Genomic DNA, 25,875 nt, shown 5'->3' with positions numbered 1-25,875 from the left:
TCAGAACAACTCGTCGAGCAGCCGGTAGTACTCCAAGCGGCTCTCGTCCGGCTCGGCCAGCCCATAGGCCGCGAAGAAGGCCGTCACTTCCGCGTCGCCGAAGTCCGTGCGCAGATCGCGGACGGCAAGTGCCAGATCGCGGTAACGGTCGGCCACGCCGAGTGCGCCCACGTCGAGCAGAATCTCGTTCTCCAGCACGTTCGGCGGGGTGAAATCCCCGTGCGCCACCACCAGGTCCTCCCCCGTCGGCCGCTGCCGGAGCAGCCGGGTGAGCACGTCCGCCGGGGTGGTTCCGCGGTTGTCTTCGTCGAACTCCTCCGCGTCCACGAGCCCTTCGACGACGTTGCGGCGCGCATGTGCCAGAACGACGTCGAGACGGCCGTCGAACGGGCACTCGGTCACCGGAATGCTGTGCAGCTGCCGCAGTAGCCCGCCCAGCACGGCGCCGATCGACACTGCGTGCGCGCTGCCGGAGTTCCCTCGCGCCGCCAGGCTGGGCGCGCCCGCGTCCGTGAGCACCAGGACATCGTCTTCGAACGCCGCAACCTCCGGCACGGCGATCCCGTGCTCGCGCAACCAGGTGAGCCGCTCGTACTCGGCGACCGCCTTCGGTCCGCGTTTGAGCCAGTACGCGCCGTCGACCGACACCACTCCACCGCTGAGGCCCTCGTGTTCGTCCGACCAGCTCGACGCCTCGCCGAACAGCGCCGCGACGGTGGGCGGCAACGGGATCGGCAGCTCGCCCAGCGTGTCCAGCGCGGCGCGGGTGGCTTCGATCTCCTCGGGATCGCCTTCGGCGACGCGCAGTCGCATCGCCTCGGTCAGCAGCGCGCGCGCCTCGGTCAGGTGATTGCGCTCGGCGAGCGCCTTGCCCAAATGCTGCACGGCGGAGGAGAGCACTTCCGGAGCGGCCGCTCGCGCGTGCGCCACGGCGCGGCGGTACAACGCCTCGGCGGTGCCGACGTCGCCGCGGTAGCGGTAGACGTCACCCAGGTTGATCCAGACACTGATCCTGCGCCGCTCGGTGTCCACCAGTTCCAGCGCGCGATCGAGGTGATCGAGCGCCTCGTCGTAGCGGCCGAGCAACATCAGCTCGATGCCGGTCTGCCGGTAGCCGGCGAAGTCGTCGGGACGGGCCTGCGCCACCCGGGCGGCCAGGCGCTGGGGGTCGTGCGGGATCATCCGCTGCCGCTCGTCGAACCGGTACAGCGGCTCGTCCCGCTCCACCTGCCCCGGGGCGCTCACCAGCGCCCCTTGGGCACGTCGAATTCGGCGCACAAGGCGCGCCACACGTCGCGAGGATCGATCCCGGCCTCGATGGCGTCGGCGCCGGTGCGCCCGCCCAGCATGGGGATCACATGGTCGGCCAGCAGGGCGTCGCCCCGGGCCACACCGAACTCGGTGTGCAACAGTTCCTGGAACTCGGTCAACCGCACCGTCCCGAACTTACTCCCATTCCGCTCGTCGCCAGGTCAGTGGCACACCCGGCACCCGAGTCGATCAGTAGCGCACGGCGTGGCGGACCTGGTGGCACAGGCCGACAGGATCCGGGAACTCGGTCGTGGCCGCGGCGTCCCCGGCCGCCGCGGTGTAGCGGGGGTCGGCGAGGATGTCCTGGACCGCGGCGCGGACGGCATCGGGCGACAGCGGCCGGACGACGATCGAACTGCCCTGCCGCGCAGCGCGATTGGCCAGCTCCCACTGGTCGCCGCCGCCGGGAACGGTGACGATCGGGACGCCCGCGGACAGCGTCTTGGCGAGCAGGCCGTGTCCGCCGCCGCCCACGACGACGGACGCGTGGGTGAGCAGTTCGTCTTGCCGCCCCAGCCCCGCCGTGGCCCACGGCGGCAGGTCGGCGGGCGGCGCGTCCAGCATCGAAATCGCCACGCGGACACCGGTTCCGTCCAGAGCCTCGAGCACGGTCTCCGTCATACCCGCCACTCCGGTGTGCGCGGTCGATGGGGCGACCATGACCAGCGGTCCGTCCCCGGGCGGTAGGTCCAGAACCGCGTCGGTCGGCTCCCACAGCAGCGGGCCGATCACGTGGGTGGATTCAGGCCAGTCGGGGCGCGGCACCTCGAGTGCGGGCAGGGTGGCGATCAGGCGAGCGGCGGGACCGGGATCGACGGCCGGGAGACCGACGCTCTCGCGGGCCCGCTCGCGCTGGCGGCGCCCGTTCCGGAGGGCGCGCGCGGTCATGCCGCGCAGTACACCGTCGCGCATCCGCCCGCGCAGACCCGCGCCGGGGGCGAGCCCGCTTCCGATGGGCGGCAAACCCTTCGACGGCAGATACAGCGGATGCGGGGACAGTTCCACCCACGGGACGCCGAGCCGCTCCGCGGCCATCCCGCCGCCTGCGGTCAGCACGTCGGAGATCACCAGTTCGGGCAGCATGGCGCTCAGTTCGGGCAGGATCTCGGTGGAGATGTGCGCGGCCCGCTCGTGGATGCGCTGTCCCGCGTCGGCGTCGTCGTCCACCGGCCGCGGCGCCAGGCCCTTGAGTCTGCGCACGCCGATGCCCGCGGCGAGGGCGGCGTCGAACCAGCGCGGACCGGTGAACAAGACAGGCTCGTCGCCGGCCGCCAAGAACCGCAGGCACAACGCGATAGCGGGGAACGCGTGACCGGGATCGGGCCCTGCGACAACGGCTACTCGCATCCGCCTAGCCTGCCACACCCGCGTGCGAGCCGATCCCACCCGCGTCGCGGCGGCGCGGAGGCGAAGGCGCCGCCGCCTCTCCCGCTACAGCTTGCTCACCGTCGAGTTGTCCGAGCCCGACACCGCCTTGTACAGCAGGTACAGCCCGAACACGATGGCGCTGATCACCAAGATCGGGAACAGGCCCTTGATCAGCGCGCCGATGACCGCCAGCGCGATCCAGACGACCGCGACGATACCGATGATCTTCCACAACATTTCGATGCCTTCCGAAGTCCGTTTACGCTTCGAGCATGGCATCCGAATGAGGGTGAATCACCAGGTGAGGCGGGATATGGGGGTGGAAATCAGGGTTCCCCCTGACCCTGGTCGCTCGCCCGTGGTGCGCCGATCGGGGTCTTCTCCCGGCATGTGGCGCGGGCGAACGGAACGGGACCCGGCCACGCGGTCGGCGCGACCGGGTCCCAACCGCCGTGATCAGCCCCGTCGGCGCTCGGCGTCCGGGAGGTCTCCGGTCAGGGGGTCGTCGTGCGCCATGCCGTCCGGTTCCCGCATACCGAGATCTGCCGTGTCGACGGCGTAGGAGTCGATCATCGGCTCACGTCCCACACGCGCCCGTTCGCCCGCGGTCGGCATCCGCAGCGTCTCCTCCTCGCTTCCCGGATAGGTCCGCGTCCGGGCCGGGGCGGCGTCTCCCGGTTGGCCGGCGCGCTCCTCCGGCGGGCGAGTCATCTCGGGGCGGGCTCGCCGCGGCCGCGGCACCGGCTGCCTGCCGTAGACGTCCCAGGCCGCCTGCTCCGGGTCGATCTGGTAATGATCGAACAGTTCCTGCTCGGCCTGCGGGCTGATCTGCCCGTTGTGGTCGAGCTGGGGCGAGGCCTTCACCGCGTCCTTGCCGACCCGCACCTGCAACGTGGCCGACTCGGGGCGGTGCTCGGCCCCGGCCAGCGGGACCAGGGCGTCGGCACTGAACAGGCCGGTGGACACCGCGATCCAGGTGGGTGATCCGGAATTGTTGTCGACGTAGACCCGCTTGACCTTGCCGATCTTCTCGCCTTCGGGACCGTACACCGAGCTTCCGATGAGCGTTTCCAGCATTTCAGTCATGGGTTCCTCCGCAGTTCGTCCGTGCGACGGGCAGCCCGACAGAACGCGGCCGACCACAGCACGTGCTGAGAAAAGGGTTCAATCGCTTGTGGGTCGATCGGTGACGTCGGGGCCTGCGACGCGCTGCGCTCTGCGCGACAGCCGCACCGGGTCCTCGGCGGTCTCACACGACAGATACCGGCTGACATCCAGCCGCTGCGTGTCCTGGTCGAGCAGCGATCGACGGTAGGAAACATCAAGCATGACGTGCTCCTGCCCAGTAGTGCATGTTCCCGGCCCCAGACGAAGCCGGAAGAGATCAGCTACAGGGTGGCAACTACCCCGAAGTGCCGGGATCAAACAGGAAAAGCCGCGATCTACCGACTCGGCGTGAGAAACACGACGGGGATAGCAATTGCACAGCTATCCATGCGATCACCGCGGTCCGCGCCGCGCAGCATCGGAAGCGCCGGGTGCGCCCTTGAGCAGCATCAGCGCCGAGGGCCCGCTGGTGAACCGGAAGTCCTTGCCGCGGTGGTCCACCTCGCCGTCGGTGGCCAAGGAGACCGGCTGCTCGGCCACCCGCACGTCCACGCGGGAGACCCGGCGGTGCCGGTAGGTGGGCGAATACTCCAGCGTGCCGGTGAACGTCGCGAAGACCAGCCGCAGCCGCGAGAAGGGGACGTCGGCGCGCAGGTAGCGGACGTCGAGGGTGCCGCCGTGCAGCTCAGGGCGCGACATCGGGATCTGGTCGGCGGGGTGGTAGGTGCCGTTGCCGACGAACAGCATCCACAGCGCGGCGCGGTCGCCGTCGATGGTGACGTGCAGCGGCTGGGCCCGGAACAGCACGCGCACCATGGCCATTCCCGCGGCGGGCCATTTACCGATCCGGCGCTCCCAGCGCTCGCGGACGCGCACGAAGTCGGGATAACCGCCGAGACTGGCGGTGTTGACGAAGACGCGCCGCTCGGCGTCGTCGAAGCACACCTCGGCCACGTCGACGCGGACCGCTTCGCCCGTTTCCAGCCCGGCGAGGGTCACCTCGGCGTCCTCCACTCCGGCATCCCTGGCGAAGTGGTTGAGCGTGCCGCCCGCGAAGACCGCCAACGGCAACCGGTGGCGCACCGCGTACTCCGCGACCGCGGACACCGTCCCGTCTCCGCCCACGACGCCGAGCGCGACGATGTCGTCGCGCCGCAGCAGTTCACCGGCCCGCGCCTCGACATCGTCGCCGCCGAGCTCGAGCACCTCGGCGCCGGGCAGCCGGTCACGCAGGGCGGCGAGCGCGTCGTCCCCGCCGCCCGATCCCGCGTGCGGATTGCCGATCAGCAGGAGCCCGGCGCCGCCCGGCAGCGGATCCACATGCTCGACCGGCCCCAGGGTGGCCGGCCCGTCGTCGCGCACCGCCCACCACCGCCGGGTGACCAGCGCGACCGCACCGCCGAACAGCGCGCCCGCGACCACGTCGGACGGCCAGTGCACGCCGATGTGCACGCGCGAATAGCCGACCGCGGCGGCGACCGGGGCCACCGCGGCGGCCGCCACGGGAGATTCCAGCGCCAAGCCCGTCGCGAAGGCGGCCGCGGAAGCCGAATGCCCGGACGGGAACGACGACGAGACCGGCGGTGTGACCAGCCTGCGCACGAACGGGACGGACTCGTCCGGCGGACGGCGGCGCGGAAACAGGGGCTTGGCCACGCCGTTGGCGATGCCGCTGGCAATGCTCAGCGCGAGCAGCCCGCGCGCCGCGCCGCGCCGCGTCGAGCGATCCCCGGCCACGAACAGGACCGCCCCGAGCGCGATCCACAAGCGATTCTTGTCGGCGGAGGTGCTCAACGCCTTCAGCACCCGGTCCGCCGGGGTCGGCCGCACGCGCGCACTGCGGCCGACCAGCCAGCGATCCAGGCCGCTCGTCAGTCCGACCACCCCGCCGTCGCGCCCGCGAGTCGAGAGAAACCGCATCGCCGCAGCCTACCGACCGCGCGGACGCCGCGTCCGGGCGACCGCTGCGCCCGAAGCCGACGCTCAGGTGTGCGCGGACGCTGTCGGCGCTGGGACAAACCGGCTCGTACGCCATTTCAGTGCACGGATGTACTCTGATCTCGAACGCACAGTGGCGTTGCGCGACAACAGGGAAGGGATGATCGAATGACACAGACACCCCAATCAGCACACAGTCATGCACCGAATCCCAGGTAACGGCCGGGACTCGATGGAAAACACGAACGAGCTGGCGCAGGAACTCGCGGCCGCGGCACGGCGGCACGGTTCGGCGATCGCGGGGATCGTCGGATCGGCCGCCCGTAAGGCGTCCTGGGAGGTGCTCGATCTCATGGCCGAGAGCCGAGAACTGATGGGCGCGGCGTTTCGCGCCCGGGCCGAGGAACTTCGCCGCCGGGACCGGCAGAACTGAAACGGGTCCGATCAGATCGGTGGCCGCGGCGACGCGGGCACCGATTTGTCGGCCACCTCGATGAGGGCCTGGGCCCACCCGTCCAGCCGGTCGGAGGCGTGGCGCAGATCCGACACGATGGTGTCGAAGTGGTGGCGCACCACGGTATTCTCCGGAACCGCGAGAATCCGGGCCGCCGCGGCGACGACCTGCTCGTACTCCGCGACGCCCGTGTCGAGCCTGGCGGAGGTCAGCCGGAGGTTCTCGGTGAGTGCCACCGCCGCGGGCGAATTCGCGCTTCCCATGGCGCCGAGGCCCTGTTCCATCGCCGTGATGTCGGCGGCCAGCGCGTGCAGCGCCGCCGCGCCCGAGGCGGCCGTCTCGAGCATGTCGGCCAGTTCGTCCGGGGGCAGCCGATGCGAGCGAGCGATCTGAACGCCCATCCCGTGCAAGGCCTTCTCCGCGCGCACCAGACGCGCGATCGACGGGCGCGCGATCGACCACAGCGGCGGCTGCTTGCGCGGAATGAACGCCGCCTGCGGCAGCGGTGCGCCCCGCAGCCGCAGATAGCGGCGAGTGCTCAGCGCCGCACCGGTGACCAGCGCGACCGCGCCGCCGCCGACCATGACCACGGCCCACACCGGCGCGGAAACGACAACGAGGCCAACGGTTCCCGCCGTGGTGAGGCCGGACACGGTGCCCAGCTGGAAGCTGCGCCTGCGAGCCCTGCGGCGGCGGCGCAGCTCACGCTCCCGCGGATCGGCCCAGCGCCGCACGGCGACGAGCGCGTTCTCGCCGACTTCGCGAAGGCTGTCCGGCAGGCTGCCCGGCTGTGGCGCGAGCGCGGCTTGTGCCCGGATCATCGCCGACTCGCGCAGGCGCCGCGCGTCGAGCTGCCGCTCGCGAAATACACTGCCGCTCATACCTTCTCTCCCACCGGTAGCACACATCGGACAGACCGAGACCCGACTCGGCCGACGGCCGGCCGGTCGGGTCCCCACGCCTTGTCTTCCAGTGAACCAGCCCCCACCGACACGCGTTGGCCGAACGCCCGGTCGGCGGCGGTTACTGCTGCGCGGCCTGCCCCTTGTTCATCTGCGGTGGTGCCGAATTCGCCTGCGCCGGATTGATGGCGGGCTGGGCGCCACCGGCCGGCAGCTGGTCGCCCCGCATGGACGCGCGGATCTGCTCCAGCTTGCTGTGCCCGGCCATCTGGATGCTGGCCTGCTGCACCTCGAGCATCCGGCCCTGCACCGAGTTCTGCGCGAGTTCGGCGGCACCCAGCGCGTTGGCGTAGCGGCGCTCGATCTTCTCGCGGACCGCGTCCAGGCTCGGCGTGCTGCCCGGCGCCGACAGCGTCGAATCCATCTGCTGCAGCGAGGCGGAGACCTGCTCCTGCATCTTCGCCTGTTCCAGCTGGCTGAGCAGCTTGGTGCGCTCGGCGACCTTCTGCTGCAGCAGCATCGCGTTCTGCTCCACGGCCTTCTTGGCCTGGGCCGCCGCCTGCAGCGACTGGTCGTGCAGGACCTTCAGGTCCTCGACGGACTGCTCGGCGGTGACCAGTTGCGCGGCGAACGCCTCGGCGGCGTTGGTGTACTGGATCGCCTTCTCGGTGTCGCCCGCCGCGGTGGCCTGGTCGGCCAGCAGGACGGCCTGGCGCGCGTTGGCGTTGAGCTTCTCGACTTCGTCCAGTTGCCGGTTCAGCTTCATCTCCAGCTGACGCTGGTTGCCGATGACCGACGCGGCCTGCTGGGAAAGGGCCTGGTGCTGCCGCTGGGCTTCCTCGATAGCCTGCTGAATCTGGACCTTCGGGTCCGCGTGCTCCTCGATCTTCGAATCGAAGAGGGCCATCAGGTATTTCCAGGCCTTGACGAACGGACTAGCCATCGATTGATCCCGCCTCCATCTGACATGCCGCGCTCCGGCGCGACTCCAGTGCGCGACCGTCACGCACCCGATATGTGCCTATCCTCCATCATGCGGCACCCGGGCCGGGCGAACCCGGCCCAATCGACGCCTGGGGAGAATCTATCCGCTTTCCGCGGCGGCCCGCAGCGTTGCCGCCGTGGCCACGTCTCGTAGCGCGTCACACGCCCTTCACCAGGACCAGCATGTCCGATCGCGGAGCGGGGATGACGATCCGCGTGTCCTCCGCCAGCGGCAGCGGCCGCGCGGCCGCGTCGGCCGCAGACATGCTCGCCGTCGCCGGAGCGGGCGCGGATTCGTCCTGCGCCGCGGGCTCGGCCGCCGTCCGCTCCGACTCGACGGCGGCCGCGGCCGCGGCGTCGTCCGCGGGCGAACCGGCCATCGGACCGTCGGCCCCCGCCATGAGCGTGCTCACATCCCACAGCACCCGTGACAGCGGGACGTCCAGCGCTTCGCAGATGGCGGCCAGCAGTTCGCTGGAGGCCTCCTTGCGACCGCGCTCGACTTCGGAGAGATAGCCCAAGCTGACCCGCGCCGAGGTCGACACCTCGCGCAACGTCCGGTTCTGGGCGAGACGCGCACGCCGCAGACTGTCCCCGATGGCCTCTCGCAGCAGCGTCATCTCGTTCTCCTTCGCTCCCGGTCGCAGGGCCGACACGATTCTCGACCCCACGTATGCCGTTCTTTCTGGCACAACGTCGGAGCCGGGGCGGTTGGTTCCCGTCCGGGACACCTCAGCCGCTCCGCCCGACGCGGTCGGCCGGACCCGAGCCCGCCTCCCGCACACACCGCAGCAATTCCGACACCGCCGTGCGCGTCGCACCGATTCTGATCGTCCACCGGTCGCCGGGGAGTTTCAACCGCATCACTTCGGTATGCCCGGGACCGGCAAGTCCGAGGAAGACCGTGCCGACCGGATGCCCGTCCTGCGAATCGGGGCCCGCGACGCCGGTCAGGCCGACCCCCCAGTCCGCGCCGCAGCGCGTGCGGGCGCCGACGGCCAGCTGTTCGGCGGTGCTCGCCGCCACCGGTCCCTCGGTCGCGAGGACCTCCGCGTCGACACCGGCGAGGCTGTGCTTGAGGTCCGTGGCGTACACCACCAGACCGCCGCGCAGCACCGCGCTGGCGCCGGGCACCCCGGCGATGGTCGCCGCGAGCAGGCCCGCCGTCAGGGATTCGGCGGTGGCCACGGTTTGCCGCACGGTCACCAGTGCACGCACGAGATCGACGGCGGGCACGTCCGCGATCAGCGGATCGCTCATACGCCGCGCGTCCGCCCTGGGCCGCCCGCGAACCACACCCGGGCCGCCTGACCGACGTAGTCCAGTCCGGTGCCCACGGTCAGCGCGACCGCCAGGTACATCAGCGGCATGCCGATCCCGGCCGACCAGCCGGACAGCGGCAACAGCACCATGGCGATCGCCAGGGACTGGACCAGCGTCTTGAGCTTGCCGCCGCGTCCGGCCGGGATCACGCCGCGCCGCACCACGATCAAACGCAGCAGTGTGACGCCGATCTCACGTCCGCAGATCACCAGGGTGATCCACCAGGCCAGATCACCGAGCAGGGACAGCCCGATCACCGCGGACCCGATCAGCGCCTTGTCCGCGATGGGATCGGCCAGTTTGCCGAAATCGGTCACCAGGCCGTATTTGCGGGCCAATTGCCCGTCGAACCGGTCGGTGATCGCGGCGAGGCCGAACAGCGCCGCGGCGGCGATTCGCCATCCGGTGTCGTGGCCATCCCCGACGAACAGCGCCGCGACGAACAGCGGCACGATCGCGATGCGCAGCATGGTGAGCACGTTCGCGATGTTCAGCAGCGGCGGCCCGGTCTCGGCCTGCGCGGGTGCGAAGCCGGGACGGAGCGGGGCGGGCGCGTTCCAGGGGCGGTCCGTCTCGTCGGGTTGTACGCTCATGCCTTCGCCTCACCGGCGACAGGCTCGGTCACGGCCGCCTCGTCATCGCAGCGCGCCACTCGGCACGACGCGATGAGCTGAAGGAGTTGATCCGCGGCACACGTTCAGAGTATCGGTAGCCGGGCCGACTACTGTGCACCCCATGACCTCTCGGGGACCATTAGGTGGTTCGACCAGCGACGCGTATCCGGGCGCGGCTTCTGCCGCGCAGAGCTCCCTCCCGGTCGTCCGACGCGCGCGAACCTCCGATGTGCCCGAGATCAAGCGCCTCATCGACGTCTACGCGGGCCGGATCCTGCTGGAGAAGAACCTGGTCACCCTCTACGAGGCGGTGCAGGAGTTCTGGGTCGCCGAATTGGACGGCCGCGTCGTCGGGTGCGGCGCGCTGCATGTGCTGTGGGCCGACCTCGGGGAGGTGCGCACGGTCGCGGTGCACCCCGACGTCAAGGGCTCCGGTGTGGGCAAGCTCATCGTGCAGCGACTGGTCGCGGTGGCCCGCGAACTCGAGTTGCAGCGGCTGTTCGTGCTGACCTTCGAGGTGGAGTTCTTCGGCAGGCACGGCTTCGTCGAGATCGACGGCACCCCGGTCACCGCCGAGGTGTACGCCGAGATGTGCCGTTCCTACGACACCGGCGTGGCCGAGTTCCTCGATCTGAGCTATGTGAAGCCGAACACTCTCGGCAATACTCGGATGCTGCTGACGCTCTGAGTCCGTCCCCACAGGAAAGCGATACCCGTGCCGATCTTCGCCGTCCACTACGTCTACTCCGAGTCCACCATCGCCGGCCGGGACGCGCACCGTCCCGAGCACCGGGCCTGGCTGGCCGGCCTGCTCGAGTCGGGCGCCCTGCTCAGCAGCGGTCCGTACCCGGATGGGTCCGGAGCGCTGCTGATCTTCCGCTCGGAGGACGCGGGGCAGTTGAAGGACCTGCTCGCCCAGGATCCGTTCGCCAGGGAGAACCTGATCGACGACGTCCGCGCCGTGGAGTGGGCCCCGGTCTTCGGCGCCTTCGCGTCTTGACCGGCTAACGGTCGGCGCGCACGCGCGTCCGCAGCAGGCTGGCGACCGTCGCGACCACCAGGATGCCCAAGATGACGCCCAGCGAGGCGGGCGTGGAGATCTCCGGGACCGCGACGTGCTGGCCGCCGTTGACGAACGGCAGCGTGTTCTCGTGCAGGGCGTGCAGCACCAGCTTCACGCCGATGAACGCGAGTATCGCGGCCAGTCCGTAGGACAGGTAGACCAGCCGGTCGAGCAGCCCGCCGATCAGGAAGTACAGCTGCCGCAAGCCCATGAGCGCGAACGCGTTCGCGGTGAAGACGAGGTAGGGCTGCTCGGTCAGGCCGTAGATGGCCGGGATCGAGTCCAGCGCGAAGAGCAGATCGGCGAACCCGATCGCCAGCAACGCCAGCAGCAGCGGCGTGACGGCCCGGCGTCCGTCGATCCTGGTGACCAGCTTGTCGCCGTCGTATTCGTCGGTGGTCGGCAGCACGCGCTTGGCCAGCGCGACGATCCGGCTGTCGCGTTTCTCCTCGACTTCGACCTCGTGGCCGCTTTCGCGCAGCAGCTTGACCGCTGTGTAGACGAGGAAGAGCCCGAACAGGTAGAAGACCCAGCTGAACGCGCTGATCGCGGCCGCGCCGACGGCGATGAACGCACCGCGCATGGCCAGGGCGAGCACGATGCCGATCAGCAGAACCTTCTGCTGGTAGATCCGCGGCACGGCGAAGGTGGACATGATGATCAGGAACACGAACAGGTTGTCCACCGAGAGCGCCTTCTCGGTCACGAAGCCCGCGTAGTACTCCCCCGCATAGGTGGAGCCCCACTGCCAGGCGACCACCCCGCCGAACAGCAGCGCCAGCCCGATGTAGACCGCGGACCAGAATCCGGATTCGCGGAACGACGGCTCGTGCGGGGTACGGACGTGGGCGAAGAAGTCGAAGACGAACAATCCGAGGATCACCACGACGGTGATGGCCCATTCGAGTGCGGTTACGTGCATGTGGCATGCCGATCGGTAGCGAAGATCATGATGTCCATAATGCCCGCTTTGTCCGTTAAGGCTGAGTAGCGGGGTGATTGCCGCCCATAATTCCACATGCGTTCAGCCGACGTTTCGTTCCCACCGTCCTCCAGCGTGACCGACGAGTACCGCACCCTGAACCGCGCGGACCCCGACGAACGCGCGCCCGCACGCGCGGGATTTGCCGACCGGGCGATGCATCGCATCTCGACGGACCCGCCCGTCTTCGGCGTCGTAGTGCACTTCGATCCGCGCCCTGCGTCGGCGACGTCGCCGGACTGCGCGGTGGGCGCCTGCGATGCCACATGGGCGGCGACACGCTCTCGCTTGCGCGGCTTCGTCGCCCCGACGACCGGTGTTGCCCGGCCTGATGCCAGCGGGCCCGGACGGCGAAGGGCGGCTGACCCGGCACCCGGAAAGACCGGCCGTCGAGCTATACCCTTCAGGGCCGGGAGAACTGAACCAGGTAGGGTCGTCGGCGAAGCAAAATCGGTTCCCGACACCGGCATCCGATGCTAGTTTCTGAGCGGCGAAGATCAGACCACAGGAAGGCGAGACGATGACCGGGACGGTGCGGCGGCGGGAGTTGCCGAGCGATGCCCGCGAGTCGTATGCCCGCGCCGTGCTATCGGCCCCATTCGCGTGGCGGATGAGCGCGCGGAGCCGCCCCTGAACGTGTCTTTCGCAGACCCGTACGCAGGGGTCACTCCGCGGCCGACCGCCGAGGAGTGGCCCCTTTTCGTACGAACGGACGTAGCTCAGCCGGTAGAGCAGCGGTCTCCAAAACCGCGGGCCGGGGGTTCGAATCCCTCCGTCCGTGCCGATCCCCCAGGTCGGAATTCCGACCCATCCCTCGTAGCCCAATCGGTAGAGGCGCCGGACCTAGATTCCGGGAGATGCGAGTTCGAATCTCGCCGAGGGAACCAGCCGGATCACTCCGGCGGCTCCGCATCGCCGTCGTCCCCGCCGCCGCGGATCGACCACAGCAACCCTTCCAGCTCATCGGGTTTCACGAGCACATCACGCGCCTTGGAACCCTCGCTCGGACCGACCACGCCGCGGGTCTCCATGAGGTCCATCAGCCGCCCCGCCTTGGCGAAACCGACGCGCAGCTTGCGCTGCAGCATGGAGGTGGACCCGAACTGCGAAGTGACCACGAGTTCCACCGCCTGCAGGAAGACGTCGAGATCGTCGCCGATGTCGGGGTCGACGTCCTTCTTCTCCCCGGCCTTCGCGGCGGTCACGCCCTCTTGGTATTCCGGCTCGGCCTGGTTCTTGGTGAACTCGACGACGCCGTGGATCTCCTCGTCGCTGATGAACGCACCCTGCAACCGGGTGGGCTTGCCCGCGCCCATCGGCAGGAACAGGCCGTCACCCATGCCGATCAGCTTCTCCGCACCCGGCTGGTCGAGGATGACGCGGGAGTCGGTCAGCGACGAGGTGGCGAAGGCCAGCCGGGAGGGCACGTTGGTCTTGATCAGACCCGTCACCACGTCCACCGACGGCCGCTGCGTGGCCAGCACGAGGTGAATGCCCGCCGCACGGGCCTTCTGGGTGATGCGGACGATGGCGTCCTCCACGTCGCGCGGAGCGGTCATCATCAGATCGGCCAGCTCGTCGACGATGGCCAGGATGTACGGGTAGGGCCGGTATACCCGCTCGCTACCCAGCGGCGCGGTGATCGCTCCCGACTTCACCTTCTTGTTGAAGTCGTCGATGTGGCGCACCTTGTTGGCCTGCATGTCCTGGTAGCGCTGTTCCATCTCCTCCACCAGCCAGGCCAGCGCGGCCGCGGCCTTCTTCGGCTGGGTGATGATCGGCGTGATCAGGTGCGGGATGCCCTCGTAGGGCGTCAGTTCCACCATCTTCGGGTCGATCAGGATCATGCGGACCTCGTCGGGCGTCGCCCGCTGCAGCAGCGACACCAGCATCGAGTTCACGAAGCTCGACTTACCCGAACCGGTGGAGCCCGCGACCAGCAGGTGCGGCATCTTGGCCAGGTTCGCCGAGACGAACTCGCCCTCGATGTTCTTGCCCAGACCGATCACCAGCGGGTGGTGGTCGGTGCGGGTGCTGGGCGCCTTCAGCACGTCGGCCAGCCGGACCAGCTCACGATCTGCGTTCGGCACCTCGATGCCGACGGCGGACTTGCCGGGGATCGGCGCGAGCAGCCGGACGTTCTCCGTCGCGACGGCGTAGGCGATATTGCGCGCCAGCGCGGTGATCTTCTCGACCTTCACGCCGGGCCCGAGCTCTACCTCGTAGCGCGTGACCGTGGGGCCGCGGACGAACCCGGTGACGGCGGCGTCGATCTTGAACTGCACCAGCACCTCGGTGATCGCCTCGATCATCGATTCATTGGCGGCGCTGCGCTTCTTGGGCGGATCCCCGTCGGTCAGCAACGACAACGGCGGCAGGGTGTAATCGCCTTCGACCTCGCGATCGGGGACGAACTCCAGTTGCTGCGGTTGCGGCGGCGGTGGCGTCTGATCCTCCACCACCGCGGCGGGACGCTGCTTCCTCGGCTTCGGTTTCGGCGCGGGTTCCTCGACCGGAATCTGCTTGGCGTCGCGCAGTGGTGGTTCGCCGAGCGCCTCGGTGACCGCGTCGGGGTCGCCGAACTCGTCGGGCGGGTAGTTCTCCGCGGGCGTTCGACCGCGCCGCTTGGCGGTGGTGCGATGCACCGGGAAGCCGTCGGCGTCGTAGTCTGCCGGGTCGTAATCCCGGTATTCGCCGTCGAATTCGCCGTAGTCGTCGCCACCGGTCTCGGTGCCGAAGTATCGCCGCAGCTTCTCCGGCACCTCGCGCACGGTCGTCCCGGTCACCAGCAGCGCGCCGAAGACGATGGCCAGCAACAGGATCGGGACCGAGAGCCAGGCGGTGAGGCCGTTGGTCATGGGCCCGCCGGTGACGAAACCGACGAAGCCGGCGGCACGGGAACGCCCGTGCGCGTCGGTGGGCGCGCCCGCGGCGATGTGCCACAGCCCGAGGAGCGGCAAGCCGATCAGCAAGCCGCCGAGCACCAGCCGCGGTCGGATCTCGGGGCGCGGTTCGGTACGCATCAGGACGACCGCGATCCCGGAGGCGACGAACGGCAGTGTGGCGGAGGCCGATCCGGCGATCGCGCGGATCACGTCCTCCACCCAGTGGCCGATCGGCCCGCCTGCCGACAACCAGACCGCCGCCGCGATCACGGCGCTCAGTGCGATCAGTGCCAGCGCCGCGCCGTCGCGCCGATGTCCGTGTTCGATCTCGCCCGCGCGGCTCAGCGTGCGCGTGGTCGCGCCGAGCCCACGGGCCAGCATGGTCCAGCCGCTGCCGATACCGCGCGTGATCACCGCGAGCGGAGCGGTGTTCGACGGGCGGCGCGCCGGACGCCGGGCCGCGGAGCTACGCCTGCGGGGCGCTGCGGTCGTTCTGGGCGTGGCGGCGCGGGGCGTCGCCGCGCGGGGCGTGGCCGCGCGAGACCGTGCCGTGGTGGCCCTCCCCCGCGCCGATCCCGCCCGCGCCCGAGTCGTCGGGGTGCTGCGGGACTTACCTGCCATGGCCCCAGGCTAGCCGCAATCGCCCCATCCGGACCATCCGCAACACTGGTACCGAAGCGCCGCGCGCTGTTTTCCGCCGGTCACCGGGACCTCCGCGACCCAGCGATGACGCTCGGATCAGACCGACCGGTCTGCCTCGAGCACCGCCCGGACGGCCTCCGGGGATCCGGCGGTCTCCAACCGGACTTCGTCCCGCCCGAAGGCGTGCAGCACCAGTTCCGAGGGCCTACCGGTCAGCGTGACAACGTCCTCGGACGCCGACCGCACCACCGTGCGCCTGCCGTCCGGCGTCACCAGCTCGACCGTGACCGGCGCCTTGCGGTAGGCCATCCTGGCCGTCTTGCGCAGCATGGACCACAGCCGGTCCTCGTCGGCGGCGGGCAGTTCGCGTGGCTGCCAACCCGGCTCGGCGCGGCGCACGTCCTCGTGATGCACGAACATCTCCGACAGATTGACCACCGCGTCGAGCGGACGCAGCGGCGACCACCACGGCGGACCGGTCCGCACCTGCTCCAGCAGTTCGGAAAACGGCTTGTTCGCCGCCTTCGCCTGCACGCGGTCGAGATACCCCGCCAGCGGCTTCACCATGATGCCTCCAGCGGCGTCGGGCCGGCGTTCGCGAACCACCAAGTGCGCGGCCAAGTCCCGCACCGTCCACGTGCCGCAGAGCGTGCGCGCGTCCGGCCCCGCCGCCGCCATCGCTTCGACGAGTCCCCGGCGTTCCCGCTGTGCCATAGTCACACCCCCGAACATACCGACGACCCGGCCACACCGCCGCACGACGCGACGCCCCGCGGGTCACCGGTAGCGCGGTGCCACCCCGCGGGTTCTCGGCGTTCGCGCTCCCTATGCCGGGAATTCTCCGGCTAGCGCAATGAGAGTCGGCTCTGTACCTTGTCACTCGGCCCATCGGGTCGTGGGCCTTATGACAAGAAGGGGCAAATCCTCGTGAAGAAGTTTGCTACCGGTGTGGCCGCGCTCGCGGCGGTAGGTGCCGCGCTGGCTGTCAGCGCGCCCGCCGCGAACGCCTACACCAACAACTACGGCGCGATCGCGCTGTCCACCTCCACCGGTTTGATCGGGTACTCCTACGACTACCCGAACTCGGCTGCCGCACAGCAGCGCGCCGTGAGCTCCTGCGGCGCAGCGGACTGCCAGTCGGTGGTCTGGTTCCGCAACGGCTGCGGTGCCGTGGCGTACTCCGGTGACACCGGCACCTGGAGTTGGGGGTACGCGTCGTCGCGCCGCAGCGCGCAGGGCCAAGCCCTGGCGCGCAACGATTCCGACGCCTACATCGTGCACTGGAACTGCACGTCCAACCACGGCTGACGCCCGGACTTCGAGTCGAAGGAAACATCGTGAAGCACCGCATTTTCCGGACCACCGTGGCCGTCGTCCTCACCGCAGTCGCCTGCTCGCTGACCGCCTGCGCCTCCAATGACGACTCCTCGTCCCCGAGCACCAGCGCCAACCCCAGCCACGCGGCGGGTGAATTGGAGGGTGGCTCGGACAAGGGCGACAAGGAGGCCGGCTCCGCGCCGACCACGCCGTCCTCACCCGCACTGCCCAAGCCCTCCGTGCAGCAATTGAACGAGCGGCTGCAGAAGGCGTTCGACCCGAATGTGCCCAACGAGGAGAAGATCAGCTGGATCCAGGCCGCCGAGCAGGATCCCTATCTGGTCGCCAACCTCGTCGAGGCCGCGAAGAAGCAGAAGGTCGCCGTCGAGGTCACCAACGTGGGCGACCCGAAGGACAACAAGCTCAAGGCCGACGCCAAGGTCACCATCGACGGCACCCCGGTGGACGACGCGTTCATCCAGTTCGTGTCCGAGGGCGGCCAATGGAAGGTCGATCACACCTTCGCCTGCAACATCGTCAAGAGCGCGAAGATCGAATCCGCCGCCTGCCAGGAGTAACCGGTCCCGAACCAGCGAAAAGCGCCGGACAGCCGAGCTGTCCGGCGCTTTTCGATTTCCGGAAGATCAGACGCCGATGACGGTCGGCACGATCATCGGCCGACGACGATAGGTGTCGGCCACCCAGCGGCCGACCACGCGGCGCACACCCTGGGCGATCCGGTGGATGTCGGTCACACCCTCGCCCGCCAGCCGCAGCAGTTCGGCTTCCACCAGTTCCGCCGCGCCGAGCAGGGCGGTGGGATCGTCGGAGAAGCCGCGTCCGCTGATCTCCGGTGTGCTCACCGCCTTGCCGGTGGTCTCGTCGATGGCCACGGTGATCGCGATGAAACCGCCCTCACCGAGGACCAGCCGGTCGGACAACGTCGACTCCCCGACATCGCCCACCGACAGTCCGTCGACGTATACGTGGCCCACCGGGACCCGGCCGACGACCGAGGCGATGCCGTCCACCAGGTCGACCACCACGCCGTCCTCGGCGAGCACCACCCGCTCCTCCGGCACGCCGGTCGCGACCGCCAGCGCCGCGTTCGCGCGCAGGTGGCGCCACTCGCCGTGCACCGGCATCGCGTTGGTCGGGCGTACCGCGTTGTACAGGTACAGCAGCTCTCCCGCCGAGGCGTGCCCGGAGACGTGCACCTTGGCGTTCTGCTGGGTGACCACCGTGGCTCCGAGCCGGGCCAGGCCGTTGACCACCGCGAACACCGAGTTCTCGTTGCCGGGGATCAGCGAGGAGGCCAGCACCACCAGGTCGTCGGGCCGGATGTTGATCTGCCGGTGGTCGCCGCGCGCCATCCGCGACAGCGCCGACAGCGGCTCGCCCTGCGAACCCGTTGAGATCAGCACCAGGCGGTGGCTGGGCAGGGTCGCGGCGGCGTCGAGGTCGACGACCACGCCGTCGGGCACGGTGAGATAGCCCAGGTCCTGGGCGATCTGCATATTGCGGACCATCGAGCGTCCGACGAAGCACACCCGCCGCCCGTACTGCTGGGCCACGTCGACGACCTGCTGGATGCGGTGCACGTGACTGGCGAAGGACGCGACGATAACCCGGCCGCGGGCCTTGCCGATGACCGAGTCCAGCACGCCGCCGATCTCGCGTTCCGGTGTGACGAAGCCGGGGACCTCGGCGTTGGTGGAGTCCACCAGGAACAGGTCGACGCCCTCGTCGCCGAGCCGGGAGAAACCGGCCAGATCGGTGAGCCGCCCATCCAGCGGGAGCTGGTCGAGCTTGATGTCACCGGTGTGCAGCGCGACGCCGGCCGGCGTGCGGATGGCGACGGCGAGCGCGTCGGGAATGGAGTGGTTGACCGCGAAATACTCGCAGCCGAACGGGCCGTGCGTGGTGTGCTGCCCCTCGGTCACTTCGACCAGCTTCGGATGCAGGCGATGTTCCCGGCATTTCGCGGCGACCAGCGCGAGGGTGAACTTCGAGCCGACGACCGGGATGTCGGGCCGCAGCCGCAGCAGGAACGGCACCGCGCCGATGTGGTCCTCGTGACCGTGGGTGAGCACGACGGCGACCACGTCGTCGATCCGGCCCTCGATGGGGCGGAAGTCCGGCAGGATCAGGTCGACACCCGGCTGCTGGTCCTCCGGGAACAGCACACCGCAGTCGACGATCAGCAGTTTGCCGCCGTACTCGAAGACCGTCATGTTGCGGCCGATTTCGCCGATGCCGCCGAGGGCGAACACGCGCAGGCCGTTCTCGGGCAGGGCGGGCGGGGCGCCGAGACGGTCGTGCGCGGCGACCGGAGCCGCCTGCGGCTGCGGAGCTTCGGCCCGCCGAGCGCCGGACTGGCCGCGGCCGCGGGCCGGTCGTCGGGGCGACGCGTTCTGCGCTTTGGGCTCCCGGCGCGACTGCGCGGGCGCGGTCTCCTTGGCGGAGACGACCGGAGCAGCGTTCTCCTTGGCGGGGACGGCCGCAGCGACGTCCATCGTGGTCTCCTCGGACGCGGGCCGAGAGGGTGCGGCGGTCTCCGGCGACGCGGCAGGCGTCGGCTGCTCGGCCGGTACCGCGGAGGGGGCGGGCGCTCCCGCGGGGCGGGAGGCGCTGCGGCGGCGACGGGGTAGGGACTCGCTCACGAGAGCACCCCCGCCGAGCGCAGGTCGGCGGCGAGCGCTTCCAATTGCTCACCGGTCGGCATCAGCTGGGGCAACCGCGGCTCCCCGACCTCCACGCCGAGCAGCCGCAGGCCACCCTTGCTCATCGCGACACCGCCCAGCCTGGCCATCGCGGCGTGCAACGGCAGCAGCGTGGTGTTGATCTCGCGGGCGCGCACGACCTCGCCCGCCGTATACGCTTCCAGCAGGCCGCGCAACCGTTCGGGCGCGAGATGTCCGATGACGCTGATGAATCCGGCCGCGCCGACCGACAGCCACGGCAGGTTGAGCGCGTCGTCGCCGGAGTAGAAGGTCAGGCCGGTGCTCGCGATGAGTTCGGCGCCCATGTTCAGGTCGCCCTTGGCGTCCTTGACCGCGACGATGCGCGGATGCTCGGCCAGCTTGCGGATGGTGTCACTGGCGATCGGCACCACCGACCGCCCGGGGATGTCGTACAAGGTCACCGGCAGGTCGGTGGCATCCGCGACGGCGGTGAAATGAGCGATCAGCCCCTCCTGGGAGGGCCGGGAGTAGTACGGCGTCACCACGAGCAAACCGTGCGCACCCGCGCGCTGCGCGTTGCGCGCGAGTTCGATCGAGTGCGCGGTGTCGTAGGTGCCCGCGCCCGCGATCACGGTCGCGCGCTCGCCCACGGCATCGACGACGGCGCGCAGCAGATCCGCTTTCTCCGATTCGGTGGTGGTCGGCGATTCACCGGTGGTTCCCGAGATCGCGAGCAGGTCGACACCACGGTCGATCAGGCGGGCCGCGAGCGCGACCCCGGCATCGACGTCGAGCTTGCCGTCGGCGCTGAAGGGGGTCACCATCGCGACACCTACCGTGCCGGACGCACGCAGCTCCGTTGGCGTCGATTCACCGTTCGTCATGGTCAGAAAGGCTACCCGGTCTGGGACACGCCCTCGACACCGTCGTCGGCGATCAGGCCGCAACACAGACGCGAATCCATATCGACGGCGGCGCGCTGATGTCATACCAACCCTTGCTCGACATCACATATGACGTCACACTGATGTCATGGATTTGAACAAGTACACCAGTCGGCTGCGTGAGGACCTGATCGCGGCCGCGGCGCTCGGCGACGAGAAGACGCAGGCCACGGCGGCGGCCCTGGCCGCGGCTACCGAAGGCTCGGCCCGCTTGGTCCTGCTCGCCGCGCTGTCGGACCTCGCCGCCGAGGTCAGCGCCGCGCTGGGTGACCGTACGGTGCACGTGTCGATCGACGGCACGGACGCTTCCATCGATGTGCGCAAGAGCACGGTGGGCGATGAGCACCCCACCTTCGAGGAGATGACCGGAGACATCAGCCGGGTCACGCTGCGGTTGGTGGAGCAGATGAAAGCGCGCGCGGAAGAGGCTGCCGCACAGAGCGGTCAGTCCCTGAACTCGTGGCTGTCCAGCGCTGTGCACGGGGCCTTGCGCGACCAGATGCGCGGCTACGGGCCCAAACGCGACATCTGACCCAGTCGCGCTACAGCAACGCGGCCAGGTTGCCGCGGTCGCCGATGGCGACCTCGTCCAGTTCGAGCCAATCGGCAAGTTCGCGCAGCGCGCCACCGAGGGCGTGCGCGGTGGCCGCGGTGTCGTATCCGGGTTCGGCGAACGCGGCGGGCACCCACAACCGTCCGTTCGCGCGTTCCGCGCGCAGGTCGACCCGACCGACGAGTTCACCGTCGAGCAGGAACGGGAAGACGTAATAGCCGTGCACCCGTTTGTGTTCCGGGGTGTAGATCTCGATGCGGTAGTGGAAGTCGAAAATCCGTTCCGTGCGGGCGCGGAAGAAGATCAGCGGGTCGAACGGGCACAGCAGCGCGGCACCTTCGACGCGCCGCGGTGTCGCGGCGCCCGACCGCAGATAGGCCGGTTTCCCCCAGCCCGGTACCTCCACCGGGATCAGCTCACCAGCGTCGACCAGGTCGGCGATGGCGGGTTCGGTCTGGGTGCGATGAAGACGGTAATAGTCGCGCAGGTCCGCTTCCGTGCCGATGCCGTGCGCGGTGGCCGCGCGAAGCACCAACTCACGGACGGCGTCGGGTTCGGCGACGTCGCGCGCCAGCACCTCCGCGGGCAGCACCCGCTCGGTCAGGTCGTAGTGCCTGGCGAAGCCCACCCGGGTCGCTACCGACAGCGCGCCCGCCGCGAACAGTTGCTCGCAGATCATCTTCGTATCGCTGAGATTCCACCACGTGCCCTTCGGCCGCGGCTTGTCCAACTCCAAGTGGCGCTCCACCTCACCCGCGGTGGCCGGGCCCACCGCGGTGATCACGTCCAGGATGTCTTTGCCCAGCGTCGGATTGCGCTCGACCACCTTGCGCATGCCGGACCAACGCCCGTGCTCATAGCGCCGCATCCGCCAGCGCAACAGCGGCCAGTCCTCGACCGGGATGAGCGCGGCCTCGTGCGCCCAGTACTCGACGAGCGCCCGGGGCCGCCGCGCGCCGTTGCTCCACGCTGCCTGATCCAGCAGGGTGCGATCGTAGGGCCCGATCCGGCTGAACACCGGCGCGTAATGCGCCCGCACCACCGCCGACACCGAATCCAGTTGCAGCAACTGGGTCCTGTCCAAGACCCCGAGCACCGTCCGCCGCGTCGCCCGCCCGGGGCGGCGCACCCCGAAACCCTGCGCCGCCAACGCCGTTCGCCGCGCCGCCGCCGCACCCATCTTCCGCATGACTGGCAACCATGCCACGAGGCACCGACAGGATCGCGCCGTCAGGTCGAGACGGTCACCGCGCCGGTGGTGTCGATCTCGGTGCGGCGGTCCCGGTCCGACGCGGTGGCCAGGACGGTGGCCAGGATGCGGCGGCCGGTCGGGAGGATGCGGACGGTGACCGAACCGTCGTTCGCGGCGTCCAGTTCCCGGGTGGCGGCGTCGATCACTTGCCTGCGCACCCGATGCGGGACGCCGGTGAAACCGCCGTCGTCGAGCAGGATCACCTCGACGCCGCGGGAGCGGGCTCCGCGGGCGGCGCTGCTGAGTTGATCGGTGGCCAGCTGCGGGGCCCGCAGGCCGTCGCGCAGTTCGGCTTCCAGGAGCCTGCACTGTTCCCGCTCCGCGGCGGTGAGTTCCTCCCCGTCGGCGATGCGTTCCAGGATCGGGCGCGCCACCGCGTCCAGCCGAGCCAGCTGACGGGTGCGTTCGGAGTTCTCCGCGGCCATCGAGGCCTCTGCGGCGGCGCGCATGGCCGCCTCCTCGCGCAACAGCCGCAGCGAACGTTGGGTCGGCCGCATGATCGCCGCGAACAGGGAGACCCCCGCGACCGTGGCGACCGGCACGATCGAGCCGACGACGACGCCCACCCGCAGGCCTGCCACCACACCGACCACGGCGATCACCACGCCGATGCCCGCGACGCCGAGCCAGGCCGCGGCCGAGCGTCCGCGCAGCACCAGCACAGCGAGCACATAGGAGGCGGCGAACGCCGTCCAGACCTGCTTCGACCAGCCGTGTTCGACATCGAACGAGGTCAGGGTCGTGGCCAGCGGCCCGGAGGCGGCGACGAACACGGTCGCGGGCCATGGCAGCGGATCGGTCGGCGCCACCAGCACCACGACACCGGCCAGCGCGAGCACGACCAGTGCCGCGACGGCGGCGGCCACCGGCGATTCGGAGAAGTTCCGGATCATGTACAGCACGATGGTCGCTTCGAGAACGACCAGGAACAGCCAGGCCGCGCGGTCCCGCAGTCCGAGCAGATCGCGCAGCCCGAATTCGGTTTCCCGCTCAGCCATTTCCGCCCCACACCAGCGTCACGGTCGTTCCCTCACCGGGCTCCGATTCCACGAAGCCCGCGCCGCCCGCCAGCTGACGCATGCGGCCAAGGATGCTCACCGAGATGCCGAGCCGATCGACCGGCACCTCACTCAGGTCGAAACCCGCTCCGTCGTCCCGGAACACCACGCGAATTCCACCCGCGCTGATCGTCACTGTGACGGTCCGGCGCACTTCGCGCCCGGCGACCGTGGCGTGCCGCAGACTGTTGCGCACGGCCTCCGCGAGTGCGGCCGCGATCGTGCTCGCGGCGTCCACCGGCAGATGCAGATCATCGAACCCGGGCCAGCGTCGCGTGGTGAACCGGATGCCGGGGTTCACCTCGTGCACGGCGGAGCGGAGGAACCCGATCGCGGATTGCGCGTCCAGGCGGTCGGGTTCGTACCCGGCCACCCGGCACTCGTCGAGCTGTTCCAGGGTCCGTTCGGCCTGGCGGCGCAGTACCGGTGACTCGGTCCCCGCTCGTGAGGCGTCCAGCAAGGTGGACAGCACCGCGTCGTGGATCAGCGCGGCGAAGCGCGCACGTTCCCGCTCCCGGGCCGCCGCGCCCGCGACCGCCGCCGCCCGGCTGCTCTCGATCGCCGACTCGCGATCCACTCGCACGGCCGCCGCCCTGGCATAGATCACGCACCACAGGAACAGCGCGCTCAATCCGGCCGCCCTGGCGAAGTCGCCGAGCAGCGCGAGCGCGGTGGTCTCCCGCAGCACGACCAGATTCGCCAGCGCGCTGAACGCCGCGCCCACCACCAGGTACGCCACGGCGAGCGGCGGACGCCAAGCGAGCACCGCCGCGAGGACGCCCAGCGCCAGCACCCGGTACAACCACACCGACGCCGCCCCTTCGGCATCCGGCACCGCATACGCCAGCGGAACCACCGCCATGGCCGCGAGGAAACTCACCGCCGCCGCACCGGCGACCCGCTGGATCATCCGCCTGCTCATGCCGACCGAGACGATCGCGAGCACCGGGAACAGCCCGAACGCCAGCACCACCTCGACCACCGTCCACCGGACCGGTACGAAGCGGCTCTGGTCGGCGATCTCTGGCAGCTCGACGACCGCGGCGATCACCCCGGCGATGCCGATGGCCAGGCCGAACCTTCGCAAGATACGGTCGGCGGCGCCCTCGGAGGCTTTCTCCCTGGACAGCGCGACGACTCGGCGACGCCAGCGGTTCACACGGAACCGGTCGAGCGGGAGGGAGCGAGAGTGCGACTCGGTGTCCAGCATGCTGGACGCGATCATCCGCGCGGATGCCGCTCGGGAACCGGCAGCCAACCGTCCTCGACCGCTCGCTTGTACAGGTCGGTCTTGGTCGGCGCGGGACGACCTGCGTCGGCGTACTTCTGGCGGATGCGGCCGAGATAGTCGTTGACCGTCTGCTCGGACAGACCGGTCAACCGCGCGACCCGGGAGGCTTTCTCCCCGGACGCGTACAGGGTGAGCACTTCCTCCTGACGCGGGCTCAGGCCCACATGGGACAGTTGCGGATCGCCGTCGATGGCAGCGGCCCAGTCGGTGGTCACCACCTGCTCGCCGCCGGCCGCGCGGCGCACGGCGGCGACGACGGTCGGCACGTCCTCGGATTTGCGCACCACGCCCAGCACCCCCGCGCGCGCGGCGGCGCGCACAAGGAAGGCGTTGTCCGCGCCGGTGAAGACCAGCACCTCGATACCGCGGTTACGCAGGGCGCGCACGTTGTCCTCGGGCGAGGACCCGTCGGCCAGCCGCAGGTCCAGCACCACCAGGTCCAGCTTCGGCGCGCCGTCGGCGGCGGCGAGCAGTTCCGGCACCGTGCCGGCGGTCAGCACCAGATCGAGATCGGTTTCCGGCGCGAGCATCGCGGCGAGACCGATGGCGACCGATTCGTGGTCCTCGACCAATCCGATTCGGCGCGGGGCGTTCTCGTTCCCTTCGGCCCAGGTCACCTGGCTCTCCCATCCCGAGCTACTCGTTCACATCCCCACCGCGACAACAACCGCAGACAGTATGCCGGTCGATGGTGCGCCGTGGTCAGACACCAGAATTCGGGGGATGCTCAGGCCATGAGCCCGGCCGCGAGGGTGGCTCCCAGCTCCCAGCACCGCTGTAGGTCTTCCTTGGCGGGCGGACCGGAGATCACCACCGCGGCGGCGGCCTGTTCCCAGCCCAGTCCGGTCGTGACGCTCACCACCCCGCGCTCGGCGCCTTCGGTGCCCTCGTTGCCGTGCAGGTAAAGGCCGTACGGACGACCGCGCGTGGAATCGAGGCACGGGTAATAGAACGTGTCGAACGCGTGTTTGAGCGCGCCGCTCATGTAACCGAGGTTCGCCGGACTGCCCAGCAGGTAGCCGTCGGCGGCGAGCACGTCGGAGGCAGTGACGGCCAGCGCGGCGCGGCGCACGACCTCCACGCCTTCGATCTCGGGGTCGGTGGCCCCGGAGACCACGGCCTCGAACATCGCCTGCATATGCGGGGACGGCGTGTGATGGATGATCAGCAACCGGGCCACCCTGCGATGGTATCGGCCCGCGC

General features: G+C 69.9%; 28 protein-coding genes and 2 tRNA genes. 8 read left to right on the top strand and 22 right to left on the bottom strand.

From position 1 onward, the window contains the following. The 7 genes from ACZ6DL_RS03305 to ACZ6DL_RS03275 form a co-directional block, all read right to left on the bottom strand. Entirely contained in the window at nt 1-1,245 is a 1,245-nt protein-coding gene (locus ACZ6DL_RS03305) for an aminoglycoside 3'-phosphotransferase (protein ID WP_466048698.1), read from the bottom strand. Next, nucleotides 1,242-1,436: a DUF3046 domain-containing protein gene (locus ACZ6DL_RS03300; RefSeq protein WP_466048697.1), complete on the bottom strand. Its 195-nt coding sequence runs from the start codon at nt 1,434-1,436 to the stop codon at nt 1,242-1,244. Before ACZ6DL_RS03300 ends, ACZ6DL_RS03305 begins: the two co-directional genes overlap by 4 nt. A gap of 64 nt (nt 1,437-1,500) precedes the next feature. Further along, nucleotides 1,501-2,658, bottom strand: a complete 1,158-nt coding sequence (locus ACZ6DL_RS03295) for a glycosyltransferase (RefSeq protein WP_466048695.1) — start codon at nt 2,656-2,658, stop codon at nt 1,501-1,503. An 84-nt stretch (nt 2,659-2,742) separates the two neighbouring features. After that, nucleotides 2,743-2,916: a hypothetical protein gene (locus ACZ6DL_RS03290; protein WP_039799283.1), complete on the bottom strand. Its 174-nt coding sequence runs from the start codon at nt 2,914-2,916 to the stop codon at nt 2,743-2,745. Nucleotides 2,917-3,135: 219 nt separating this feature from the next. Further along, the gene (locus ACZ6DL_RS03285; protein ID WP_466048694.1) at nt 3,136-3,765 is read right to left on the bottom strand and encodes a PRC-barrel domain-containing protein; all 630 of its coding nucleotides are present in this window, start codon (nt 3,763-3,765) and stop codon (nt 3,136-3,138) included. A gap of 78 nt (nt 3,766-3,843) precedes the next feature. After that, nucleotides 3,844-4,008 carry a hypothetical protein gene (locus ACZ6DL_RS03280; protein ID WP_357034056.1) on the bottom strand — a complete coding sequence of 55 codons (165 nt, stop codon included), beginning with the start codon at nt 4,006-4,008 and terminating at the stop codon, nt 3,844-3,846. 171 nt (nt 4,009-4,179) lie between these two features. Beyond that, nucleotides 4,180-5,706, bottom strand: a complete 1,527-nt coding sequence (locus ACZ6DL_RS03275) for a phosphatase PAP2 family protein (RefSeq protein WP_466048693.1) — start codon at nt 5,704-5,706, stop codon at nt 4,180-4,182. A gap of 250 nt (nt 5,707-5,956) precedes the next feature. Here ACZ6DL_RS03275 and ACZ6DL_RS03270 point away from each other — a divergent pair, with 250 nt between their 5' ends. Continuing rightward, the gene (locus ACZ6DL_RS03270; protein ID WP_062974059.1) at nt 5,957-6,157 is read left to right on the top strand and encodes a hypothetical protein; all 201 of its coding nucleotides are present in this window, start codon (nt 5,957-5,959) and stop codon (nt 6,155-6,157) included. A gap of 11 nt (nt 6,158-6,168) precedes the next feature. On the opposite strand, the gene pspM is transcribed toward ACZ6DL_RS03270, so the two are convergent. The 5 genes from pspM to pgsA all read right to left on the bottom strand — a co-directional run bounded on the left by pspM (nt 6,169) and on the right by pgsA (nt 9,980). After that, nucleotides 6,169-7,059: a phage shock envelope stress response protein PspM gene (pspM, locus tag ACZ6DL_RS03265; protein ID WP_466048691.1), complete on the bottom strand. Its 891-nt coding sequence runs from the start codon at nt 7,057-7,059 to the stop codon at nt 6,169-6,171. Between the two features lie 142 nt (nt 7,060-7,201). Beyond that, complete coding sequence (pspA, locus tag ACZ6DL_RS03260; RefSeq protein WP_393228678.1) at nt 7,202-8,023, bottom strand: phage shock protein PspA; 822 nt, start codon at nt 8,021-8,023, stop codon at nt 7,202-7,204. A 199-nt stretch (nt 8,024-8,222) separates the two neighbouring features. Then, entirely contained in the window at nt 8,223-8,684 is a 462-nt protein-coding gene (locus tag ACZ6DL_RS03255) for a helix-turn-helix domain-containing protein (protein ID WP_466048690.1), read from the bottom strand. 112 nt (nt 8,685-8,796) lie between these two features. Then, nucleotides 8,797-9,324, bottom strand: coding sequence for a CinA family protein (locus ACZ6DL_RS03250; RefSeq protein WP_466048688.1), 528 nt, complete (start codon nt 9,322-9,324; stop codon nt 8,797-8,799). Continuing rightward, a complete protein-coding gene (gene pgsA / locus ACZ6DL_RS03245; protein ID WP_466048687.1) occupies nt 9,321-9,980 on the bottom strand; it encodes a CDP-diacylglycerol--glycerol-3-phosphate 3-phosphatidyltransferase in 660 nt (219 codons plus the stop codon). The genes ACZ6DL_RS03250 and pgsA overlap by 4 nt, the downstream gene beginning before the upstream one ends. A gap of 142 nt (nt 9,981-10,122) precedes the next feature. Here pgsA and ACZ6DL_RS03240 point away from each other — a divergent pair, with 142 nt between their 5' ends. Continuing rightward, entirely contained in the window at nt 10,123-10,689 is a 567-nt protein-coding gene (locus tag ACZ6DL_RS03240; RefSeq protein ID WP_040867957.1) for an amino-acid N-acetyltransferase, read from the top strand. 27 nt (nt 10,690-10,716) lie between these two features. Next, on the top strand, nt 10,717-11,001 hold the full coding sequence (locus ACZ6DL_RS03235; RefSeq protein ID WP_357116020.1) for a YciI family protein: 285 nt from the start codon (nt 10,717-10,719) through the stop codon (nt 10,999-11,001). Between the two features lie 4 nt (nt 11,002-11,005). On the opposite strand, the gene ACZ6DL_RS03230 is transcribed toward ACZ6DL_RS03235, so the two are convergent. Continuing rightward, complete coding sequence (locus tag ACZ6DL_RS03230; protein ID WP_466048686.1) at nt 11,006-11,986, bottom strand: TerC family protein; 981 nt, start codon at nt 11,984-11,986, stop codon at nt 11,006-11,008. Nucleotides 11,987-12,754: 768 nt separating this feature from the next. On the opposite strand from ACZ6DL_RS03230, the gene ACZ6DL_RS03225 reads away from it, so the two are divergent. Both ACZ6DL_RS03225 and ACZ6DL_RS03220 read left to right on the top strand, forming a co-directional pair. Further along, nucleotides 12,755-12,827: transfer RNA gene (locus tag ACZ6DL_RS03225), tRNA-Trp, on the top strand. 29 nt (nt 12,828-12,856) lie between these two features. Further along, nucleotides 12,857-12,933, top strand: a tRNA-Leu gene (locus ACZ6DL_RS03220). 6 nt (nt 12,934-12,939) lie between these two features. Here the strand turns inward: ACZ6DL_RS03220 and ACZ6DL_RS03215 are convergent. Both ACZ6DL_RS03215 and ACZ6DL_RS03210 read right to left on the bottom strand, forming a co-directional pair. Then, on the bottom strand, nt 12,940-15,552 hold the full coding sequence (locus ACZ6DL_RS03215) for a DNA translocase FtsK (protein ID WP_466048684.1): 2,613 nt from the start codon (nt 15,550-15,552) through the stop codon (nt 12,940-12,942). 117 nt (nt 15,553-15,669) lie between these two features. Further along, nucleotides 15,670-16,293, bottom strand: a complete 624-nt coding sequence (locus tag ACZ6DL_RS03210) for a TIGR03085 family metal-binding protein (protein ID WP_466048683.1) — start codon at nt 16,291-16,293, stop codon at nt 15,670-15,672. A gap of 207 nt (nt 16,294-16,500) precedes the next feature. Between ACZ6DL_RS03210 and ACZ6DL_RS03205 the strand changes: the two genes are divergently transcribed. Together ACZ6DL_RS03205 and ACZ6DL_RS03200 are read left to right on the top strand one after the other, a co-directional pair. Continuing rightward, nucleotides 16,501-16,881 carry a DUF4189 domain-containing protein gene (locus ACZ6DL_RS03205; protein ID WP_245549015.1) on the top strand — a complete coding sequence of 127 codons (381 nt, stop codon included), beginning with the start codon at nt 16,501-16,503 and terminating at the stop codon, nt 16,879-16,881. A gap of 29 nt (nt 16,882-16,910) precedes the next feature. Next, on the top strand, nt 16,911-17,468 hold the full coding sequence (locus ACZ6DL_RS03200) for a WKL family lipoprotein (RefSeq protein ID WP_040867964.1): 558 nt from the start codon (nt 16,911-16,913) through the stop codon (nt 17,466-17,468). Nucleotides 17,469-17,534: 66 nt separating this feature from the next. On the opposite strand, the gene ACZ6DL_RS03195 is transcribed toward ACZ6DL_RS03200, so the two are convergent. Both ACZ6DL_RS03195 and dapA read right to left on the bottom strand, forming a co-directional pair. Then, nucleotides 17,535-19,406: a ribonuclease J gene (locus tag ACZ6DL_RS03195; protein ID WP_466049542.1), complete on the bottom strand. Its 1,872-nt coding sequence runs from the start codon at nt 19,404-19,406 to the stop codon at nt 17,535-17,537. 143 nt (nt 19,407-19,549) lie between these two features. Further along, nucleotides 19,550-20,458, bottom strand: coding sequence for a 4-hydroxy-tetrahydrodipicolinate synthase (gene dapA / locus ACZ6DL_RS03190; RefSeq protein WP_466048681.1), 909 nt, complete (start codon nt 20,456-20,458; stop codon nt 19,550-19,552). A gap of 148 nt (nt 20,459-20,606) precedes the next feature. Between dapA and ACZ6DL_RS03185 the strand changes: the two genes are divergently transcribed. Continuing rightward, complete coding sequence (locus ACZ6DL_RS03185; RefSeq protein WP_063053393.1) at nt 20,607-21,050, top strand: hypothetical protein; 444 nt, start codon at nt 20,607-20,609, stop codon at nt 21,048-21,050. Between the two features lie 10 nt (nt 21,051-21,060). On the opposite strand, the gene ACZ6DL_RS03180 is transcribed toward ACZ6DL_RS03185, so the two are convergent. The 5 genes from ACZ6DL_RS03180 to ACZ6DL_RS03160 form a co-directional block, all read right to left on the bottom strand. After that, nucleotides 21,061-22,260, bottom strand: a complete 1,200-nt coding sequence (locus ACZ6DL_RS03180) for a winged helix-turn-helix domain-containing protein (protein WP_466048678.1) — start codon at nt 22,258-22,260, stop codon at nt 21,061-21,063. 41 nt (nt 22,261-22,301) lie between these two features. Next, nucleotides 22,302-23,321: a hypothetical protein gene (locus tag ACZ6DL_RS03175; RefSeq protein WP_391462228.1), complete on the bottom strand. Its 1,020-nt coding sequence runs from the start codon at nt 23,319-23,321 to the stop codon at nt 22,302-22,304. Continuing rightward, a complete protein-coding gene (locus ACZ6DL_RS03170) occupies nt 23,314-24,591 on the bottom strand; it encodes an ATP-binding protein (RefSeq protein WP_466048675.1) in 1,278 nt (425 codons plus the stop codon). The genes ACZ6DL_RS03175 and ACZ6DL_RS03170 overlap by 8 nt, the downstream gene beginning before the upstream one ends. 11 nt (nt 24,592-24,602) lie before the next feature. Further along, nucleotides 24,603-25,289: a DNA-binding response regulator gene (locus tag ACZ6DL_RS03165; RefSeq protein WP_040868059.1), complete on the bottom strand. Its 687-nt coding sequence runs from the start codon at nt 25,287-25,289 to the stop codon at nt 24,603-24,605. A 110-nt stretch (nt 25,290-25,399) separates the two neighbouring features. Continuing rightward, complete coding sequence (locus ACZ6DL_RS03160; RefSeq protein WP_357116042.1) at nt 25,400-25,852, bottom strand: flavodoxin family protein; 453 nt, start codon at nt 25,850-25,852, stop codon at nt 25,400-25,402. Between the last annotated feature and the right edge of the window lie 23 nt (nt 25,853-25,875).

It is taken from the genome of Nocardia sp. NPDC041819, assembly GCF_055590505.1.
This window is presented reverse-complemented; position numbering and strand designations above follow the sequence as displayed.

Excerpts from the sequence above, each read along its gene's own strand:
- ACZ6DL_RS03285 (WP_466048694.1), bottom strand. The coding sequence starts at position 3,765 with ATGACTGAAATGCTGGAAACGCTCATCGGAAGCTCGGTGTACGGTCCC.
- pspM (WP_466048691.1), bottom strand. The coding sequence starts at position 7,059 with ATGAGCGGCAGTGTATTTCGCGAGCGGCAGCTCGACGCGCGGCGCCTG.
- ACZ6DL_RS03185 (WP_063053393.1), top strand. The coding sequence starts at position 20,607 with ATGGATTTGAACAAGTACACCAGTCGGCTGCGTGAGGACCTGATCGCG.
- dapA (WP_466048681.1), bottom strand. The coding sequence starts at position 20,458 with ATGACGAACGGTGAATCGACGCCAACGGAGCTGCGTGCGTCCGGCACG.
- ACZ6DL_RS03215 (WP_466048684.1), bottom strand. The coding sequence starts at position 15,552 with ATGGCAGGTAAGTCCCGCAGCACCCCGACGACTCGGGCGCGGGCGGGA.
- ACZ6DL_RS03170 (WP_466048675.1), bottom strand. The coding sequence starts at position 24,591 with ATGCTGGACACCGAGTCGCACTCTCGCTCCCTCCCGCTCGACCGGTTC.
- ACZ6DL_RS03280 (WP_357034056.1), bottom strand. The coding sequence starts at position 4,008 with ATGCTTGATGTTTCCTACCGTCGATCGCTGCTCGACCAGGACACGCAG.
- ACZ6DL_RS03255 (WP_466048690.1), bottom strand. The coding sequence starts at position 8,684 with ATGACGCTGCTGCGAGAGGCCATCGGGGACAGTCTGCGGCGTGCGCGT.
- ACZ6DL_RS03180 (WP_466048678.1), bottom strand. The coding sequence starts at position 22,260 with ATGCGGAAGATGGGTGCGGCGGCGGCGCGGCGAACGGCGTTGGCGGCG.
- ACZ6DL_RS03270 (WP_062974059.1), top strand. The coding sequence starts at position 5,957 with ATGGAAAACACGAACGAGCTGGCGCAGGAACTCGCGGCCGCGGCACGG.
- pspA (WP_393228678.1), bottom strand. The coding sequence starts at position 8,023 with ATGGCTAGTCCGTTCGTCAAGGCCTGGAAATACCTGATGGCCCTCTTC.
- ACZ6DL_RS03295 (WP_466048695.1), bottom strand. The coding sequence starts at position 2,658 with ATGCGAGTAGCCGTTGTCGCAGGGCCCGATCCCGGTCACGCGTTCCCC.
- ACZ6DL_RS03195 (WP_466049542.1), bottom strand. The coding sequence starts at position 19,406 with ATGGACGTCGCTGCGGCCGTCCCCGCCAAGGAGAACGCTGCTCCGGTC.
- ACZ6DL_RS03175 (WP_391462228.1), bottom strand. The coding sequence starts at position 23,321 with ATGGCTGAGCGGGAAACCGAATTCGGGCTGCGCGATCTGCTCGGACTG.
- ACZ6DL_RS03240 (WP_040867957.1), top strand. The coding sequence starts at position 10,123 with ATGACCTCTCGGGGACCATTAGGTGGTTCGACCAGCGACGCGTATCCG.
- ACZ6DL_RS03290 (WP_039799283.1), bottom strand. The coding sequence starts at position 2,916 with ATGTTGTGGAAGATCATCGGTATCGTCGCGGTCGTCTGGATCGCGCTG.
- ACZ6DL_RS03275 (WP_466048693.1), bottom strand. The coding sequence starts at position 5,706 with ATGCGGTTTCTCTCGACTCGCGGGCGCGACGGCGGGGTGGTCGGACTG.
- pgsA (WP_466048687.1), bottom strand. The coding sequence starts at position 9,980 with ATGAGCGTACAACCCGACGAGACGGACCGCCCCTGGAACGCGCCCGCC.
- ACZ6DL_RS03250 (WP_466048688.1), bottom strand. The coding sequence starts at position 9,324 with ATGAGCGATCCGCTGATCGCGGACGTGCCCGCCGTCGATCTCGTGCGT.
- ACZ6DL_RS03230 (WP_466048686.1), bottom strand. The coding sequence starts at position 11,986 with ATGCACGTAACCGCACTCGAATGGGCCATCACCGTCGTGGTGATCCTC.